Below are 14,943 nucleotides of genomic sequence, written 5' to 3'. Positions count from 1 at the left end.
GCTGTCATCCTGAGTGAAAGCGAAGGACCTCCCGACTCTTGGCAATACCCTCCTTCAGGAGATCCCTCACTTCGTTCGGGACGACAATATCGATAAGCGAAAGCGAAGAACCTCCCAACGCTTGGCAGTGCCTGCTTCCAAAGCTTCTTTCAAAAGTAATCAATCCAATATCTCATCAATGAGGTGATTGCTTGCGGTGCCTCCATTGGACTCATGTGCCCACAATCATCAACAATTGCTAATTTGGCATTCGGCATTTTCTTTTGCAATTCGAGATGAGATGACAGAGAAAAAACCTTATCTTTTTGCGCATGAATAATCATTGTCGGCATTGTTAATTGTGGGAGAATCGAAACCGTCTCCCGCCGAGTTAATAGCGCTTTTTCCTGATTAACGAACGCCTTTTCTCCCACATTGAGAAACATCGACAAAACGTCTTGTTTTACTTGCTTATTATGCACATACCGCTCAGCAATATTTTCTGCTACGTTTTGAAATTGACCTTGCTTCACTGCGGCAATCATTGCCAATCTATCCTTGTATTTTTCGGGTGGATCCTCTTTCGCTGAAGTATTCAGTAAGCACAATTTTAAAATTCGCTCTGGTGCTGCACGGGCCAATTCTAAGGCTAACCACCCACCCATTGAGTGCCCTGCTAAAATAAAATTTCCGGGAACACTTGCCAGAACCATCTGCAGTAAATCCTCCATGTTGTCATGGTCGGTCAAAGGAATAACTTGGCAGCACACCTGCTCATTGAGATGAGTCGCTTGATGAGTCCAAACCCGATGGTTTGATAAAACACCGGGTAAGAGGATGAGCGTGTTTTGTGTCATAAATACTGCTCCATGTATCAAATTTTTTCAGATTAGGCACGATTCTTGGATCATTTTCTTAACCATGAACTTAGGAGTAGGATTTTAAAATGAAAGCAAAGCATCGTTTGGGAAAGCTTCTTCCTTTTATCCTTTATACATCAGTTTCCCTTTATCACAGTGCGACAGCATTTTTTTAAGATATAGGCAAAGTGTTTGCTTATTTTTCACCAGCCACGGGCATTAATTTTTGTTGTGCTTTAGCAATTGCCTTTCGTAATAATTGTGCTTCTTCAGAATGCTTAGGTGCTAGCTTAAGCAAATGTTGCCAGTAATCGATTGCTAATTGATAATTGCTGCTGCCAAAAGCATCCATCGCTAACATAGCCAAAGCATCAGGTTGATCTGGATTTTTTTGCAGTAGCGTTTTAAATATATTCCTAATCTGCTCATTAAATTGCTGTTGATTTAATTGCCAAAGACTCTGAGCATAATTGATTGTCGCCGCTTCATCGTCGGGTTTTAATTGAAAGGCTTTGAAAAATGCATCGCGCGCCTCAAACCATTGTCCTTGACTTGCGTATAATCTCCCTAATAAATACCAACCACGTTCGCTGTTAGGGTCGGCCTGTAAGCGAGCTTTCATTCGAACAATTAATTCCACAGGGCTTTTAATGGTTTGCAGTACCGCCTGAATTTGTTGCTGCGTCGCTTCGTGGTGCACATAAGCCTGCCAAGTAGTCCAAGCCCCCCATCGCCAGTACGCCAAACACGAAGCCCCAATGAGCATAGGCAACATAACGAGCATAAACCCCTTCGATTTACGCAAAGGAAACAACGCCAAAGGCAGCGCTAACAATCCTAAAACGATAAAACTGATTAATAACCACCATTCATTCATGAGAAGTTCGCTTTAAACAGGTATGCCAAAAAATAAGTAAGCCTAAAAATAAAAACAATGATGGCCCAAACCATAGCAATGCAGTTAAAGGTTTCACAGGGGGTTTGAACAAAATGAAATCACCGTAACGAGCAGTCAAAAAACTGATAATTTCGCTGTCGCTTTTTCCTTCTTTGACCATACTATAAACTTGCTCACGCAAATCTTTAGCCAATCCAGCATTCGAATCTGCTAAATCCTGGTTTTGGCAAACCAAACAGCGTAGCTCTTTCAGTAAATGCGAAAATTGTGCATCCTGTCTCGCTGTTTCTAAAGGATAGAAAGTATTCGCTGATGCTGGAAATACCAGTAACAAGCTTAAGATGAATAAGTAAGCTTTCATGCCTCACCCTGTAATTGTTTGATTCGCGGTAAAAAATCAGACTTCCAAGCCTCTTCATTTAAGATACCGATATGCCTATAACGAATAACACCTTTTTTATCAATCAGAAACGTTTCAGGAGCACCATAAACGCCCAAATCAATCGCTACACGCCCCTCTTTATCCTCGCCCACTGCTTGATAAGGATTTCCCCATTCATTCAACCACCGTTGTGCATTTTGGGTATTATCTTTGTAATTTAAGCCGTAAATTGGCACTGACTGGCGTGCAAGTCGCATGAGAAAGACTTGCTCCTCAACACACGCTTCGCACCAACTGGCCCATACATTGAGCAAAACCACACGCCCTTTCATGACATCGGGTGTAAACAATTTACCTTCCTCTACAGCAGGAAGTTGGAAAGCTGGCAATGATTTGCCTAATTGCACCGAGGGCAATTTTCTTGGCTCCGATGACAATCCGCGCCAGAAAAAAACAATTAAAAGGGCAAAAATAGTCAATGGAATTAAGCGCCAATGGAGTGTTTTCATGCACCGACCTCTTGCTCACAACCCGCTTTTACCTTTTGTCGTGCTTTGTAATAGCGTCTATCCGTCAAAGCCAATACCCCCCCTCCTAAAATCATAAATCCACCACCCCAAATCCAACGAACAAAAGGTTTGAAGTACACACGTACTGACCAGGCTTTATCATCTAACGGTTCGCCAAGAGCGACATAAATATCACGAAAGGGACTTACATCGATAGCGGACTCTGTCATTGCCATTTGCCCGACATTATATATCCGCTTTTCGGGGTAAATGATTGTCTCTTTATGCTTGCGACTGATTAAAAATTTCGTTTGCGACCCATGATAATTCGCACCCTCTAAGGGCGCCTCGCTTAAAAATGAAATGTTAAAACCAGCCAGATGAATGGTATCACCAGGCGCCATTTTAACATCGTCTTGAATGCCATAGCCTGTCGAGACTGCAATGCCAATTACAGTTGCAGCGACGCCACAATGCGCCACTATCATTCCCCAGAATGCTTGTCCTAACTTAAACCATCCGCGCTGCCTCGATCGGATGACTATCAATTTAACACTACTCAGCACAATCCAGAATGCCAGCATTAAACCAAATAAGGTATAACCATTGATTGGCTGAGCTAATCCCATTAAGAGTAATAGGGGAATCAAGATACTTACAAAAAATACCTTGCTTAATTTCATTGCTATTTTCTTCAAGCTGTCGCACTGCCAATTTAAATGCACTCCAACACCCATTAGAATCAGTAAAGGAATCATGAGGGGTACAAAAACCGAATTAAAATAAGGTGCACCGACCGATAATTTACCTAAGCCTAACCCATCGATAAGCAAGGGATAAACGGTGCCCATCAGCACTGTTAGCATAGCCACTGCCAGAAAAACATTATTTAAAAGTAGCGCACTTTCACGAGAAACCGGCGAGGGATTATCTCCCTGCTGCAACGTCTGGGCACGTAAGGCAAAAAGGAATAATGATCCCCCGATTACAATCAGGAGAAAACAAAGAATGTAAAGACCTCGTTGCGGATCCACAGCGAAAGCATGAACTGAAGTCAATACTCCCGAACGCACTAAAAAGGTACCGATAAGACTTAGCGAAAAGGCAGTAATCGCCAACAACATGGTCCATGCTTTAAATCGCTGTCGCTGTTCACTCACGGCGAGCGAATGCAATAACGCAGTACCTACCAACCATGGCATAAAGGACGCATTTTCAACCGGGTCCCAAAACCACCAACCACCCCAACCTAATTCTCGGTAAGCCCACCAGCTCCCCAAAGTAATGCCCGCCGTTAAGCAACACCAAGCCGCTAAAGTCCAGGGTCTAGTCCATTTTGCCCAAGCCGGTTCAACCTTTCCAACCCAAAGTGCAGCAATCGCGAAAGCAAAGGCAACAGAAAAACCCACATAGCCCATGTAAAGCATTGGGGGATGGAATAAGAATCCAGGATCTTGCAAAAGCGGATTTAAATCGCGTCCTTGGGTCTGCAATGATTGAAACTGACGCATAAAGGGATTGGATGTGGTAAGAAGAAAAAGGATAAAACCAATACTAAGCCAACCTAATACAACCAAAACGCGCGCTCGCATCGCTTGATCTAATGAAGCGCTGAACAAACTAATTGCCACCATCCAAAAACTTAATATGGCAACCCATAAGAGCATGGAACCCTCGTGGCCTCCCCACACGGCACACAGTTTGTAAAACCAAGGCAATGAAACACTGGAATTGGTCAATACATAAACCACCGAGAAGTCATCCTTAAGAAAACAAGCTGTCAAAGAGCAGTAAGCCAAGGCAATAAAAATGAATTGACCACACGCGTAGAGAGGAGCTGCGTTAACCCAATCCACTTTACCACGCGACAAGCCCACTATTGGAATAGTGGCAAGAAGAGAGGCAAACAGTAGAGCGAGAATCAATGAAAACAAGCCAATTTCAGCTATCATGCGCTTTTCTTTACTCCCGGTTGTGCCCCTTTTGCCAAAGCCTCTTTGACCTCGGGCGGCATGTAGTTAGCATCATGTTTTGCCAGTACTTCTTCCGCAATGAAGTGGCGGTTGTCACTTAACTTACCCAGTGCCACAATACCCTGTCCTTCACGAAATAAATCGGGCAAGATACCATGATACTTTATCGTAACAGTTTGATTAAAATCAGTTAATTGAAACTCTACAGACAATCCATCAGCTCCACCCCGTACCACACTGTTTTTCGCAACCATTCCCCCAATGCGAATGGTATGTTGATTTGAGGCCTCACCCTTCACCACTTGCGTCGGTGTATAGAACAGATTGATATTTTGTCGTAATGCGTACAGGACAAGAGCACTCGCCAACATAAAGATAGAAAGAATAAACAACAACACCAGCATTTTTCGTTTGCGAACAGGATTCATTTCATTGTCTCTTAAACCATTGCTGCAATTTTTTCAACAACCGCTTCTGTTGCAATCGAATACTTAAGAAATTCATTAACAATACAATGCACGCCAATCCATAAGCTGGCCAAACATAGGAACCATATCCCCCCATCATTAACCATTGCTGAAATTGATTCATAATTCCCCTTTTTCAACAATCTCTTTGACCCAATGTTGCTTACGCTCACGACTGAGTATTTCGCTTCGTGCTTTGTGGAGCATAATCCAAGTACAATAAAGGGAAAAACCAAGTAGTGTCAGCAATAAGGGATACAACATGGGGCTTGCTATTTTGGGTTTAGCAAAGACAGAAAGTGTTGCACCTTGGTGAAGGGAGTTCCACCAGTACACTGAATAATGAATAATCGGTAAATCAATCAAACCCACTAACGTTAAAATCGCAACAATCTTATCTCCTTGTTCTTTGCTCTGAAAAGAACTTTTGGTTGCCAATATGGCCAAATACAAAAGGAATAAGATGAGCTCAGAGGTCAATCGGGCATCCCAAACCCACCAGGTTCCCCACATGGGTTTGCCCCAAATGCTCCCTGTAAGCAAAGCGAGGAAAGCCATTGAAGCGCCCAATTGAGCGGCAATACCAAGCATCATACCAGCCATTTTGATGCCCCAGACTAATAAGAGCAGAGCAAGAAAACCCATCCAGCCATAAATGGCCATAGACAGAAAGGCACTTGGAACATGAATATAAATGATACGAAAAGCATCGCCTTGCTGATAATCGGGCGGCGCAAAAAATAAGCCCCAAATTATACCAACAGCCAGAAAAAGCAAGGCACTAAACCTTAGCTTACTAAGCCAAGGTTTAGTCATTTGATAAAAAACCTTCGGCGAAGCCATTTGATATAAAAAATTCCACATGAGGGGTGATTCAGATTACAAAAGGCGGAATTTTATCATGCATGCGAATGGATTGACAATTTTATTCCTCCCTGACCAGCAACCTCAGATAGTATTTGTTGCAGAAAGTTAAGCCATGGCCCAAAAATCAGTCCACTAAATTAATTCGGACTACAGCAGCAATTGCAAAAGGTAAAAATCCTGCTGCAAGAACCGATAATGCCAGCAAAATAGCTAGATAACCTGCAACCGGCAAACCCTGCATCGCGGCTGTTAAACTACCACTGCCAAAAATCATGACAGGTACTGTTAACGGCAATAATACTAATGCCATGAGCACCCCTTTTTGTTGCATACCCGAACTAAAGGCAGCTGCAAGCCCACATAAAAAAAGAATAGCAGGAGTACCGGTAATTAACCCAAGCATTAACACACCTGTTTCTTGCCAACTAAAACTAAATAGTAGAGCCAGTAGAGGACAAAACACTAACATAGGTAATAAATTAATTAGCCAATGAACGGTTAATTTTGCAGCGACAACCAAACTAAGCGGATAACTTGAGATTAGCCATTGCTCGACAATGCCGTCTTCATAATCCTGCTGAAAAAGCCCGACTGAGGTCAATAACATGGCAAGCAGCATGGCAATCCAAACGAGTCCAGGTGCTACAGAGCGCAAAATAGTGGTTGCTGGTGGCATCGTCAAAGGAAAGAAAACAGTAACCATTAGAAAAAACAAAGAAGAATGCAATAGCAATTTAGGTTGACGAAGATGCAATAAGAATTCTCGGTGGAATTGCCTTATAAAAAGAGTAGTCAAGCTCATCACAATGAATACTCCTGATAAGGCTGATGAAAAGGCAATGCTTGGTGGGAAGTTAAAATTACCTGCCCTCCTTGTGCAAGGTGTTTTTCAAGACAAGTCATTACCGTTTGAATAGCAGTTGTGTCCAAAGCAACAAGTGGCTCATCCAGCAACCATAAGGAGGCGTCAGTCATCATTAACCTTAACAAACCAACACGTCGACGTTGTCCTGCGGAAAGCAGGTAGCAAGGCTCATCCTCCAATCCTGGTAGGCCAAATTGCGCTAGCAATTCGTCAAGACGGACATTGCGCCGCCCCCAATGCATATCGAAATAGCAATTCTCCTTTACCGTCAAAAGAGGATTTAAACCCGTTTTATGCCCTACATAACACAGTTTACGTTGATAGGTGACCAGATTGCGATAAATTGACTCGCCTTCATAAAAAATCTCCCCTTCATTGGGTTTAAGAAGGCCGGCTAATAACCTAAATAACGTGGTTTTCCCCACACCATTGGCTCCGCGTAAATGCAAAAACTGACCAGGTGCTAATGAAAATTGCACCTTGTTCAACACGGGTTTCTCTTGGTAATCAAACGACAGGGCCTGCACGTCAAGCATAATTAAGATGATTAGGGTTAAAAACGCAGACTATCCATAAATGACATTGCTGGCAAGAAAGAAAATACAGTTTATGTTTAATAAGCCAAAACAACTTCTAATGCTTTAAAATCTTTATTGAGTTTTTTTGCACCCACTGCACTGCGCGTTTCGCTAAAGAAGCCTATTTTGCCAGTAGAACGATAATTTAGCCATAATCTGAATACAGAACCATAAGCACCCTCTCATTCCTATCAAAGATTTAAATCGAACTTACAAGTATTAGTCGATTAAAGAGAAAAAAAGTTTTACTATTAGGGAGTTAGAAAGAGCAAAGTCTACAACTTTTCGGAACTGTGCATGGGGTTAACTTCATACTGCTGGAAAAAAGGTTTTAAAGCAATCACGGCTTCGTTACTTTTAGGAGCGCTTGCAGGTTGTGTTAACTATATTGGGATTAAAAGCGATAAAAAAATAGCCTTACCCTCTCAGTTTCAAACTACTAAAAGCTTACCAAATCAAAAAGGGCAATGGCCCACAATTAATTGGGCGACACAGTTTAGCGATCCTCAATTGACTGCCTTAATCCGTGAAGCGCTGGCTAATAATCCAAATCTACAGGTGGCTAAAGCACGAATTGGACAAGCAAGAGGGCTGACACAGCAAAGTGCTGCTGCCTTATACCCTCATGCTGATTTTTCGGGAATAGAAACTCGCACCCGAGTTTCTTCACACAATCTTTTTATTCCTCCCATTAGCAATTCTGTTTTTTACCAAACTGCATTTCTCACTAAAGCAAGTTATAACATCGATCTTTGGGGAAAAAATCACGCCAAACTCAGGCAAGCCATTTCGGAAACTAAGGCCAGCGAGGCTGAAGAGCAAGAAGCCCGACTTAACATCGCCACTTCTGTGGCGGCCACTTATAACGCCTTAGCGTATTATTACGATTTACGTGATGTATTAAGGCGAACAGTAACTCAACGTGAAGCTCTGGAAAAAATTTCTAAAGTTCGCTTGCGCACTGGTTTGGATACACGCGTGCAGCTTTACCAAGCCCGAAACACTTCGGCAACAGCGCGCACTCAATTAGTGCAAGTTGAGGGTCAAATAATCCTTACCAAACAGCAGTTAGGCACTTTGCTTGGCGCAGGCCCTGATCGAGGTTTAACCATCAAGCGTCCCCGCTTAATGAATGCCCAAACACCGGCCCTTCCCTCTAATTTACCTTTAGTGCTTTTAGGACGAAGGCCGGATATTGTCAGTGCACGTTGGCAAGTTGAAGCCGCTTGCCAAGGCATCAACTACACAAAAGCATTGTTTTACCCAAATATCAATTTATTGGCGGGTGTTGCTTTTCTCTCTCTCAAACTCAGTGATATCGAGGTTAGAGCCAATAGTGAGTATATAGGCCCAGCGATCACTTTACCGATTTTCGATGGCGGCGCACTTCGCGGTAAATTGCGTGAGCAATATGCCATTTATGAAGAAGCCGTAGGGAATTACAACACAATACTGAATAATGCACTATCCGATGTCGCTGCACAGCTGACTAACATTGTCGCTGTGGATAAACAACTTAGCGTTCAGCGAGAGGCCCTTCATACTGCAGAGCACGCCTATTATCTAGCAAAGTATCAATATCGCGTTGGCCTTGCCTCTCAATTAGTCGTGTTGGATGCCGAGACACGCTACCTTGCGGAACAGCAAACGCGTTTGCAACTTGTTTTAAATCGACGTAACCTACAAGTTAATTTAATTAAAGCGCTTGGTGGTGGCTTTGATGCGCGAATGATCGAATGCTGTCATGCTTCAAATAATCAATCCAGTGAGAGATGAATGGGTACAGTGGATCAACTTCCTATTACACCTGACGAAGAAAGACTCGGTAAAAAGCGAAAATTTTTACTCATTTCCTTCACGATTGTTCTTGTCGTTATTGCAATTTTTTACGGCTTATATTGGTGGCTTATTGCACGCTTTTATGAAGAAACAGACAATGCCTACGTGAATGGAAATATTATACCAATCACTGCTCAAGTAGGCGGTACAGTCATTGCCGTGAAAGCTGACGACACACAATACGTCAGCACAGGCCAACTATTGGTCGAACTTGATCCAATTGATGCGTTTATTGCTTTCGAACAAGCTAAAGCAAATCTCGCCCAAACATTAAGAAACACTCAACAATTATTCATCAATAACACTGGCCTTCAGGCGAATCTTAAAAATCAGCAAGTCTCTCATGAGAAAGCAAAACAAGATCTCTTACGACGCAATCAAGCCATTGGTGTGGGTGCGGTGTCAAAAGAGGAATTAACCCATGCAGAGGATTCACTCAAAAGTGCGGATGCGGCCCTAACTCAAGCTCAATCTGCATTATTAGCAAACCGCGCTTTAACCGAAAATACCAATTTGCCACAACACCCCAATGTTTTAGCAGCAGCAACCCGATTACGCCAGGCTTATATTGACTACATGCGCACTTCAATTCGAGCTCCAGTTTCAGGTGAAATATCCAAACGTACAGCTCAAGTTGGTCAGCGGGTTGCTGCGGGGACTCAACTGATGGCGCTCGTTCCTTTAGAACAAGTCTGGGTTGACGCCAATTTTAAAGAAAAACAAGTTCGCTACATGCGAATTGGCCAGCCAGCAACATTAACCGCTGATCTTTATGGATCGTCGGTGGTTTACCATGGAACAATTATGGGTTTTTCAGCAGGAACAGGCAGTGCTTTTGCGCTTCTACCCGCGCAAAACGCAACAGGAAATTGGATAAAAGTAGTTCAGCGTTTGCCGGTGCGTATTCAATTAGACCCTAAAGAACTCAAAGCTCATCCCTTGCGGATTGGTTTATCCATGGAAGTAACTATTGATTTGCATAATCAGAGTGGAAAATACATCAATGAAACCGCCCCCATACCCGTTTATGAAACCCCTATCTATGAAAATTGGGGCAAAGAAGCCGATGCTGAAATTAATAAAGTCATTAGTGAAAATATCAGTAAAACAGCAAATCTGAATGCCAACGATATGTCTAACAAACCCGCTTCGAAAAAGGGAACCTCACGATGAGCACCACCCTGTATCCTGCTCCATTGCGAGGTGCGAAGCTTGTTGTTGCCACAATCGCTGTTGCGCTTGCTACGTTCATGATTGTTTTAGATTCTTCAATAGCCAATGTTGCTATTCCCACGATCTCTGGCAATCTCGGTGTATCGATTGACGAAGGAACTTGGGTTATTACCGTATTTGCCGCAGCAAATGCGATTTCTATCCCATTGACTGGCTGGCTAACACAGCGAATTGGACAAGTGCGATTGTTTGTTTCTGCTATCGTGTTATTTGTGCTTGCTTCCTGGTTATGCGGTTTAGCAACTAACCTTTCATTTTTATTAGGTGCACGAATCTTGCAAGGCATCGTCGCTGGTCCCCTGATTCCCTTATCGCAAGCGATACTCCTTAGCTCTTACCCTAAAGAGAAAAGCGCAATCGCGCTAGCGCTTTGGGGAATGACTGCTACTGTGGGACCTATTGCAGGCCCTGCGCTAGGGGGCTGGATAACCGATAGTTACAGCTGGTCATGGATATTTTATATCAATATACCCGTTGGCCTATTTGCCGGGGCAGTCACATGGATCATTTATCAACATCGCGATACACCGAGGAAATCATTGCCCATCGATATTACCGGTTTAATTCTTCTAGTAATATGGGTCGGCGCTTTACAAATCATGCTCGATAAAGGGCAAGATTTAGATTGGTTTAATTCACCGGTAATTATTGCCTTAGCACTTATTGCGGCTATCGGTTTTTGTTATTTCGTCATTTGGGAGTTAACACAAACAAATCCCGTTATCGATTTACGACTTTTTACCGTACGGAATTTTACAGGCGGGACAATTGCTATTTCAGTGGGCTATGGCGTTTTTTTTGGCAACTTGGTATTACTGCCCCAATGGCTGCAGCAAGATTTAGCCTACCCTTCAGTCAACGCCGGTTTGGTCATGGCTCCTTTAGGTTTTTTTGCTGTAATCGCCTCTCCTATCGTCGGTAGAATCCTACCTATTGTGGATGCGCGCATCATAACCACTTTTGCTTTTCTTCTTTTTGGCTTAGTTTTCTTTATGCGCTCCCTTTACACTACCGATGTGGATACATGGACGCTTGTTTTGCCTACTCTAATACAAGGCATTCCTGTCGCGATGTTTTTTATTCCCTTATCGATGATTATTCTTTCAGGACTTCCTTCAGAAAAAGTTCCTGCTGCGGCGGGTTTATCTAATTTCGCGCGTATTTTCTGTGGCGCTATAGGGACTTCAATTTTCAGTACGATATGGGATAATCGCTCAATCCTTCATCACTCTCAACTGACGGAACAAGCAACGCCTTACAATCCCATTTTTACCACCTTTGTTGAAACTAGCCAATCGTTATTAAAAATTCAAACAGAGCAAAGTTACGCCCTTTTTAATAGATTGTTAAATGTACAAGCAAACATGTTAGGGTTAAACGATGTTTTTTGGATTTCTTCCCTTATCTTTATAGCGCTTATTCCCTTAGTTTGGTTAACAAAGCCTGAGAAAAATGCGAAAGCAGATACCGCCGCAGCGCATTAGGTTCCTGTATGATCTTCTTTAGCTATAAGTTCTACGTTGTATGAGTTATTTATTCCGGTTTCATACTATACTTAATTTCATAATTTATCATGCAAGTATTCACAAGGAAGGGGAATGCAAATGAAAATATTGATGGTATTGACTTCACATGATCAGCTGGGTAATACAGGCCGCAAAACAGGTTTTTGGTTGGAGGAATTTGCAGCCCCTTATTTTGTATTCAAAGACGCAGCGGCTAAGTTAACATTAGCATCCCCTAAGGGTGGTCAACCTCCTATTGATCCTAAGAGTGATTTACCTGAAAATCAGACTCCGGCAATGCAGCGGTTCAAACAAGACGAGCAGGCGAAAAAAGCCCTATCCCAAACAGCCAAACTTGCTGATATGAAAGCAGAAGATTTTGATACCGTGTTCTATTCGGGTGGACATGGTCCCATGTGGGATCTAGCTGAAAGTACCGATTCAATCAATTTGCTTGAATCTTTTTACAATTCAGGAAAACCCATTGCTTTGGTATGCCATGCGCCAGGTGTGCTCCGCCATGTAACTTACAAGGGTGCTCCTCTCGTAAAAGGCAAACGTGTAACAGGCTTTACTAACAGCGAAGAGGAAGAGGTTCAACTTACGGATGTAGTCCCATTTCTTGTAGAAGATGAGTTAAAACGATTGGGTGGACTATTCGAAAAAGCGCCTAATTGGCAAAGTTTTGTGATCATTGATGGCCGTCTCATTACTGGTCAAAATCCTGCATCCTCTACTGCCGGTGCGCAAGCATTACTCAAATTACTCTCCGAGGTAAGCCTAGGGACTCCCAGGCCCAACTAGCAGCAGCATCAGGTAGTGGTGAGGGATCACAATAAAGCATTTTTTATTGGGATGATAAAGAATACTGCCATCATAGATAGGTTAATTAAAATTGTGAAACGACACATCAATAAAACTCTTAGACGCTTTGATACATGAAGCAAGTCTGATGCTTATTTTCTAAGTGATATAAAATGAATTTGTTAATAAATCTGTTCTCTTAGAATTTCCTTTGGACAAAATATATCCTAATTATCTTCTTCATGGGTTTTACCTTCTCCTTCAAGATGATATAGTTGCGTACCATTCTGGAATTTTACTTTTTGAATTAAAGCATGAGAAATGGACATCAGTTTTTTAACAATCAAGGCAACAAAAAAGCGCTGCCTTACACCATGATCCATGCTCATATTCTGAGAAATTTTAATAATGGGAATTTAAAAGAAAAGCTCGAGCTTATCAAAAATACCCCGTTAGAAATCGTTGCCACGCTCGCAGATTATGATTTAAATTTTGCATTACATTGTAATCATGAGGAATTAGATGAGCACTGGGGTAAATTATGGTGCGCTCACGGGGTCTACTTAGCTCGGCAAAAAAAATTACCTGAAATACTGCTTTATTCTCATCCTGAATTAAATCAATTTGATTTAGCTCGAGGTGTTCATTTTTTTCATCTTTCACAAGAGATGAGAAAGAAACAACGATGCGACTTTAGCTATTCGGAGATAAAATTTCTTAAAATTGCTATTGAATATGGTTCGGTGCACGCTATGCAACGATATAACGAATACTTATATCACGAACTCAAGAAAGCAAATGCTCAAGAAACTGAGGCACTTTATACAAGACTTATCAATAACAGCAAACAGTTGCATGAGCAATCAGGTAGCTATGGCTTTATGGTTTTAGCTGAAGCTTTTGGGCATTATTGTATGTGGTTACTCGATAATTCCGAGTTTGAGAAGGCAGAAGCAGTTTACCAATCTATCCTGCAATCACTCGAATACGCGCAAAAAACGCTATGTGCGAGCACCTACAGTATTAAAAATGCGAGTCTAGGCTTCGGGCTGGAATGCAGTAATTCCATGGGAATAAATTCACCGGAAGAAGCAAGGAAATTTTTTATAGAACTTTATCAAGAGAGATGCATACCTGCCACTAAGCGTTCTCCTTGCGCTCTACCTTGTTAATTATCTTTTATAGCTTTATTAGAAGGGAACGCTTTTTACAAATTAAGGACTATCATGGCACTATCAATACATATTTATTACAGTAAAAAAAATCATGGCGAGTTGGTCATTTGTTGTTACCATAACAATCTTCAAGCCTATACCAAAGCAATAACCCTAACACGTGATCGTAAAATAAAAGACAATAATCTTAATACCAATCTTCCTGATAGTTATGATTTTGAAACAGTCAAGCTTGAGGTGTTAAGGTTATTAGCACAGATTAAAGAGAAAGAATTCGATTTTAACACAGTCACTTTTGCAGCTGATTTCAATCTATGCTGCAACAAAAAAGAAGAGTTAGCCCCTTTTTTGTTTGATAGAACACTCAACAACTTTTTCGACGGAAAAGAAGTGAATTTGATCCTTGAATCATCCGAGCCTCTGTATATCCTTTATGCGATTGAACAAGCGGAAAAAATGGTTGAAGAAGGAAAAGACTTAAGTGGTATCATTCTTAAAACAAAAGACTCAGAAAGAACAAGCCCCGTTTATAAAGAATTTCCTAAGAATACTGAGGCAATCAATTTGTCAGTTCCCAAACCGAGCATGACTGGACTTGCTTCGCCTAAAGTAGCTATCAAAAATCAAAAAGAATTAACAGAGGCTATGAGCAAAATTGGTCTCTTTCCACAAGAAAATGAGAGCGGGGCAAGATCATGCGGAGAAAAAGCGAAAACAGCGGCTACTTCTCCGCCAAGTACTCCTTAATCATCGCAATGGGTTTTACTATCAAAGAGAGCATTTTGTAAAAAAAAAGTAATATCACGTTTTTCTGCACCTACGTCTCAGGCGGTGACGAAAAGTCGATGAGACAAGAGCTATTACCCATCATGCAAATCTTCCGATATCTTTCACGAGCTATTTTCCCCTACCACTTCCTCTTTTAACCCAGGTAAACACATCGAATAGCAATATAAAAAACTAAACAGACTGTTTTCATCGCATATAGGTTTTTATGTTCAAAAATAGA

At 41.9% G+C, this 14,943-nt stretch carries 16 protein-coding genes; 6 read left to right on the top strand and 10 right to left on the bottom strand.

Annotated features, from left to right (window positions below; translation table 11 throughout):
* Positions 1 to 149 precede the first annotated feature (149 nt).
* The 10 genes from B5D33_RS07820 to ccmA all read right to left on the bottom strand — a co-directional run bounded on the left by B5D33_RS07820 (position 150) and on the right by ccmA (position 7,336).
* The gene (locus B5D33_RS07820; protein WP_058451725.1) at positions 150 to 836 is read right to left on the bottom strand and encodes an alpha/beta fold hydrolase; all 687 of its coding nucleotides are present in this window, start codon (positions 834 to 836) and stop codon (positions 150 to 152) included.
* Positions 837 to 1,035: 199 nt separating this feature from the next.
* Complete coding sequence (locus B5D33_RS07815) at positions 1,036 to 1,716, bottom strand: tetratricopeptide repeat protein (RefSeq protein WP_058451726.1); 681 nt, start codon at positions 1,714 to 1,716, stop codon at positions 1,036 to 1,038.
* Complete coding sequence (locus B5D33_RS07810; RefSeq protein ID WP_058451727.1) at positions 1,709 to 2,098, bottom strand: cytochrome c-type biogenesis protein; 390 nt, start codon at positions 2,096 to 2,098, stop codon at positions 1,709 to 1,711. Before B5D33_RS07810 ends, B5D33_RS07815 begins: the two co-directional genes overlap by 8 nt.
* On the bottom strand, positions 2,095 to 2,628 hold the full coding sequence (locus B5D33_RS07805) for a DsbE family thiol:disulfide interchange protein (RefSeq protein WP_058451728.1): 534 nt from the start codon (positions 2,626 to 2,628) through the stop codon (positions 2,095 to 2,097). Before B5D33_RS07805 ends, B5D33_RS07810 begins: the two co-directional genes overlap by 4 nt.
* A complete protein-coding gene (locus B5D33_RS07800) occupies positions 2,625 to 4,580 on the bottom strand; it encodes a heme lyase CcmF/NrfE family subunit (RefSeq protein ID WP_058451729.1) in 1,956 nt (651 codons plus the stop codon). The genes B5D33_RS07805 and B5D33_RS07800 overlap by 4 nt, the downstream gene beginning before the upstream one ends.
* Positions 4,577 to 5,029 carry a cytochrome c maturation protein CcmE gene (ccmE, locus tag B5D33_RS07795; protein ID WP_058451730.1) on the bottom strand — a complete coding sequence of 151 codons (453 nt, stop codon included), beginning with the start codon at positions 5,027 to 5,029 and terminating at the stop codon, positions 4,577 to 4,579. The genes B5D33_RS07800 and ccmE overlap by 4 nt, the downstream gene beginning before the upstream one ends.
* Position 5,030: 1 nt before the next feature.
* Positions 5,031 to 5,192 carry a heme exporter protein CcmD gene (gene ccmD, locus B5D33_RS07790; RefSeq protein WP_058451731.1) on the bottom strand — a complete coding sequence of 54 codons (162 nt, stop codon included), beginning with the start codon at positions 5,190 to 5,192 and terminating at the stop codon, positions 5,031 to 5,033.
* Complete coding sequence (ccmC, locus tag B5D33_RS07785; protein ID WP_058451732.1) at positions 5,189 to 5,932, bottom strand: heme ABC transporter permease CcmC; 744 nt, start codon at positions 5,930 to 5,932, stop codon at positions 5,189 to 5,191. The genes ccmD and ccmC overlap by 4 nt, the downstream gene beginning before the upstream one ends.
* Before the next feature lie 127 nt (positions 5,933 to 6,059).
* Positions 6,060 to 6,737, bottom strand: coding sequence for a heme exporter protein CcmB (gene ccmB / locus B5D33_RS07780; protein ID WP_058451733.1), 678 nt, complete (start codon positions 6,735 to 6,737; stop codon positions 6,060 to 6,062).
* A complete protein-coding gene (gene ccmA, locus B5D33_RS07775; RefSeq protein ID WP_058451734.1) occupies positions 6,737 to 7,336 on the bottom strand; it encodes a cytochrome c biogenesis heme-transporting ATPase CcmA in 600 nt (199 codons plus the stop codon). The genes ccmB and ccmA overlap by 1 nt, the downstream gene beginning before the upstream one ends.
* Positions 7,337 to 7,675: 339 nt before the next feature.
* Here ccmA and B5D33_RS07770 point away from each other — a divergent pair, with 339 nt between their 5' ends.
* The 6 genes from B5D33_RS07770 to B5D33_RS07745 all read left to right on the top strand — a co-directional run bounded on the left by B5D33_RS07770 (position 7,676) and on the right by B5D33_RS07745 (position 14,681).
* Positions 7,676 to 9,154, top strand: a complete 1,479-nt coding sequence (locus tag B5D33_RS07770) for an efflux transporter outer membrane subunit (protein ID WP_058451735.1) — start codon at positions 7,676 to 7,678, stop codon at positions 9,152 to 9,154.
* Positions 9,155 to 10,390 (top strand): HlyD/EmrA/EmrK family protein, encoded by a 1,236-nt coding sequence (locus B5D33_RS07765; RefSeq protein WP_078767379.1) that lies wholly within the window; start codon positions 9,155 to 9,157, stop codon positions 10,388 to 10,390. It begins immediately after the preceding gene.
* Positions 10,387 to 11,934 (top strand): DHA2 family efflux MFS transporter permease subunit, encoded by a 1,548-nt coding sequence (locus B5D33_RS07760; RefSeq protein ID WP_058451736.1) that lies wholly within the window; start codon positions 10,387 to 10,389, stop codon positions 11,932 to 11,934. The genes B5D33_RS07765 and B5D33_RS07760 overlap by 4 nt, the downstream gene beginning before the upstream one ends.
* A 120-nt stretch (positions 11,935 to 12,054) precedes the next feature.
* Positions 12,055 to 12,759, top strand: a complete 705-nt coding sequence (locus B5D33_RS07755) for a type 1 glutamine amidotransferase domain-containing protein (RefSeq protein WP_058451745.1) — start codon at positions 12,055 to 12,057, stop codon at positions 12,757 to 12,759.
* Between the two features lie 314 nt (positions 12,760 to 13,073).
* Positions 13,074 to 13,931: a DUF5630 domain-containing protein gene (locus B5D33_RS07750; RefSeq protein ID WP_078767378.1), complete on the top strand. Its 858-nt coding sequence runs from the start codon at positions 13,074 to 13,076 to the stop codon at positions 13,929 to 13,931.
* Positions 13,932 to 13,985: 54 nt separating this feature from the next.
* Positions 13,986 to 14,681, top strand: a complete 696-nt coding sequence (locus tag B5D33_RS07745) for a hypothetical protein (RefSeq protein ID WP_058451738.1) — start codon at positions 13,986 to 13,988, stop codon at positions 14,679 to 14,681.
* Positions 14,682 to 14,943 lie beyond the last annotated feature (262 nt).

The sequence above is a fragment of the Legionella maceachernii genome (genome assembly GCF_900167045.1).
Taxonomy (GTDB): domain Bacteria; phylum Pseudomonadota; class Gammaproteobacteria; order Legionellales; family Legionellaceae; genus Tatlockia; species Tatlockia maceachernii.
This window is presented reverse-complemented; position numbering and strand designations above follow the sequence as displayed.

Coding starts and splice junctions, on each gene's coding strand:
- B5D33_RS07820 (WP_058451725.1), bottom strand. CDS start 836: ATGACACAAAACACGCTCATCCTCTTACCCGGTGTTTTATCAAACCAT.
- B5D33_RS07815 (WP_058451726.1), bottom strand. CDS start 1,716: ATGAATGAATGGTGGTTATTAATCAGTTTTATCGTTTTAGGATTGTTA.
- B5D33_RS07810 (WP_058451727.1), bottom strand. CDS start 2,098: ATGAAAGCTTACTTATTCATCTTAAGCTTGTTACTGGTATTTCCAGCA.
- B5D33_RS07805 (WP_058451728.1), bottom strand. CDS start 2,628: ATGAAAACACTCCATTGGCGCTTAATTCCATTGACTATTTTTGCCCTT.
- B5D33_RS07800 (WP_058451729.1), bottom strand. CDS start 4,580: ATGATAGCTGAAATTGGCTTGTTTTCATTGATTCTCGCTCTACTGTTT.
- ccmE (WP_058451730.1), bottom strand. CDS start 5,029: ATGAATCCTGTTCGCAAACGAAAAATGCTGGTGTTGTTGTTTATTCTT.
- ccmD (WP_058451731.1), bottom strand. CDS start 5,192: ATGAATCAATTTCAGCAATGGTTAATGATGGGGGGATATGGTTCCTAT.
- ccmC (WP_058451732.1), bottom strand. CDS start 5,932: ATGTGGAATTTTTTATATCAAATGGCTTCGCCGAAGGTTTTTTATCAA.
- ccmB (WP_058451733.1), bottom strand. CDS start 6,737: ATGAGCTTGACTACTCTTTTTATAAGGCAATTCCACCGAGAATTCTTA.
- ccmA (WP_058451734.1), bottom strand. CDS start 7,336: ATGCTTGACGTGCAGGCCCTGTCGTTTGATTACCAAGAGAAACCCGTG.
- B5D33_RS07770 (WP_058451735.1), top strand. CDS start 7,676: ATGGGGTTAACTTCATACTGCTGGAAAAAAGGTTTTAAAGCAATCACG.
- B5D33_RS07765 (WP_078767379.1), top strand. CDS start 9,155: ATGGGTACAGTGGATCAACTTCCTATTACACCTGACGAAGAAAGACTC.
- B5D33_RS07760 (WP_058451736.1), top strand. CDS start 10,387: ATGAGCACCACCCTGTATCCTGCTCCATTGCGAGGTGCGAAGCTTGTT.
- B5D33_RS07755 (WP_058451745.1), top strand. CDS start 12,055: ATGAAAATATTGATGGTATTGACTTCACATGATCAGCTGGGTAATACA.
- B5D33_RS07750 (WP_078767378.1), top strand. CDS start 13,074: ATGAGAAATGGACATCAGTTTTTTAACAATCAAGGCAACAAAAAAGCG.
- B5D33_RS07745 (WP_058451738.1), top strand. CDS start 13,986: ATGGCACTATCAATACATATTTATTACAGTAAAAAAAATCATGGCGAG.